The organism is Deltaproteobacteria bacterium (genome assembly GCA_019308995.1).
GTDB lineage: Bacteria > Desulfobacterota > Desulfarculia > Adiutricales > JAFDHD01 > JAFDHD01.
Window position 1 is genome coordinate 1 of record JAFDHD010000207.1, and the last position, 2,628, is coordinate 2,628.

At 51.3% G+C, this 2,628-nt stretch carries 1 protein-coding gene; it reads left to right on the forward strand.

Features of this window, described 5'->3' with window-relative positions:
* Positions 1 to 589 precede the first annotated feature (589 nt).
* On the forward strand, positions 590 to 2,152 hold the full coding sequence (locus tag JRI95_16935; protein MBW2063231.1) for a methylmalonyl-CoA decarboxylase: 1,563 nt from the start codon (positions 590 to 592) through the stop codon (positions 2,150 to 2,152).
* The last annotated feature ends 476 nt before the right edge of the window (positions 2,153 to 2,628 follow it).

Below are 2,628 nucleotides of genomic sequence, written 5' to 3' on the forward strand. Positions count from 1 at the left end.
GTCAATAGCCCGTACCGGATTGGTGGGAGATACATAATCTTCCACGCTAGGAGGTAAAAGGAAGCCTTGCTCTCGTGGAGTTCCGCTCTTATAATGACGATCAGGCATTTTTTTGATTTAACCTTGGATAGTGAATTTACTCGATTGGGTTGAAACACTATAGCATTAATTGGAATTCTTTCACAGCCCCAGAGCCTGGGAACGAGTTGAATGTATCTCCCTGCAGCAGGCTACAGAGTATCAAAGCTGATCTGATCTTATCCCCTCACCTTCTCCCTTTCCCCAAGGAGAGGAAAATAAGGACTTGACCCTGTAGCAAGTACAGGGAATTATCAAGTTAAAAGGAAAATATTTCTGGCGATCGCTCTGAACCATCTCTTTCAATTTACTACTGAACATATTGAGCCGAAGCCGAACCGGAATTCCCTTGACAAGACCGGTCACGCCTTCTAATTTTCTTAAGATATCAGGATTTATAGCCGCTTATGACCGAACAGGTGACATGCAGAACCATTGTAAGCTAGAACAGAAACGGTCGGGACAATCTTATGTCCTGCTCCCTAGAAAAATATAAAGGAGGCATTAAGCCATGGATATGAAATCAGGAATCGCAGAACTTGAAAGACGCAAGAAAGTAGGTCTCCAAGGGGGAGGCAAAGAGAGAATCGAAAGACAGCATCAAAAGGGTCATCTAACCGCCAGGGAAAGACTGGACAAGCTCCTCGATCCGGGAACCTTCTGGGAGACGGGCCTTCTGGAGCAATATGAGATGCGGGAAGACAAAGACAAAGAGTGGCCGACGGCCATGATCAGCGGCTTTGGCAAAATAAATGGCCAGACGGTCGTGGTACACGCTGATGACCGCACCATCCTCGCCGGGACCGATGAAGCCAAACCTTCAGGGCATCATCGGCCCAGAGGTATGTCCCCCCTCACACCCCCGGAAGTCAGGACATACCCGGTCATCGGTCTTGGTGACGGCGGCGGGGCCCGGATACAGAATATCATGGGCTCTTACAGCCTGCTGTCACTGACCTATCCCATCACCAGAATCATGAGTCCTCGAAGGGCCCCTCACGTCGCCACGATTATGGGTTACTGCTTTGGCGCTCCGACCTGGGAAGCAGCCACGGCTGATTTCGTGGTCATGGTCAAGGAAAAAACCTGTATGGCCGTTTCTTCGCCAAGGGTGCTGGAAATTGCCCTCACTGAAAATCCCACTCCGGAGGAGCTTGGCGGCTGGAAGTTGCACGCTGAGGTGACGGGCCAGGTTGACGCCTTTGCCCAGGATGATGAGGGATGCCTTCAGATTGTCAGGGAGTTTATCGGTTACATGCCTTCCAACTGTGATCAGGAACCGCTGGTGGCGGCCACAGACGATCCGCCGGATAGAAGGCTGGACGAGGTACTGAATATCCTGCCCGACAAGACCAACCGGGTCTATGACATGCGCAAGATCATCGCGGTCATCGCGGATGACCGGAAGTATCTGGAACTCAAGCCCTATTTTGGCAAGGCCCTCATCACCTGCCTGGCCCGAATGAACGGCCGTACCGTGGGCATCCTCGCCAGCCAGACCATGTACAATGCGGGCGCGACCGGGCCGGACGAGTGCGATAAGGCCACCAGCTTCATCGTCCTTTGCGACACCTATAATATCCCACTTATCTTTATCTCCGACACCCCGGGTAACCTGGTGGGCAAGTATGCCGAGAGTCGAAAAATACCGCTTAAAATCATGCGGTGGATGGAAGCCCTGGCCCTGGCCACCGTGCCCAAGATAGCCATCATCGTGCGCAAGGCCTATGGCATGGCCATTTCCCATATGTGCGGCACCAACTGCGGCCCTGATTTTATCGTGGCCTGGCCCACGGCCGACATAAGCTTCATGTCGCCCGAAGCGGCCGCCAACGTGGTCTTTCTTCGGCACATTGAGGCGGCGGAAGACCCGGAGGCAGAGAGGGAGAGGCTCATCAGGCAGATGGAATACGAAAGCGCCCCCTGGAACGCGGCGGCCAGAGGCGTGCTCGACGATGTCATTGATCCGAGAGAGACGCGGAAATATATCATTGACTGCCTGGAGATCATCCGCGGCGCTCGGGGCGATTTCATCAGCAAAAAGCGCCTTCAGTCATGGCCCACTGGTTTTTAACCCGGTTCATTGATTGACCGTTCAGGAATAAGAAAAATTTAAAAAGAAAACACACTTTTAAAACAACTTAAGAGGGTTGGTTCCCAAAGCAGCTTGAGGAAAAATCAATCCAGGCCATAGGATGCGCGGTTGAAGTCATGATGAAAGATATCAGTGATTCGCCTTGAAGCGCCAAGAATCCACGTTGCCGTCAAAATCTTGGCTCGCAAACTCCAGTAAAATTTAAACCTGCCCGGCCATATCAGCTCAAAAACACCCTTCTCAGCGCATGAAACCAGAAATATAGCTTGCCTCATCCGGTTTTGCCGTAATTTAAAGGAAGTTCACCTTTTCGGCCGAGGGGTTTTAATGCAATAACTTATTGATCTTAATCATGTTATTTTCTTCGAGCGATATTTTTTCTTGTGACTACACGGGCCTGAGATTTGGGCAGGACCGAAGGCAGCTTTACCTTTAGGGCGGATAGGAGTTTTGAA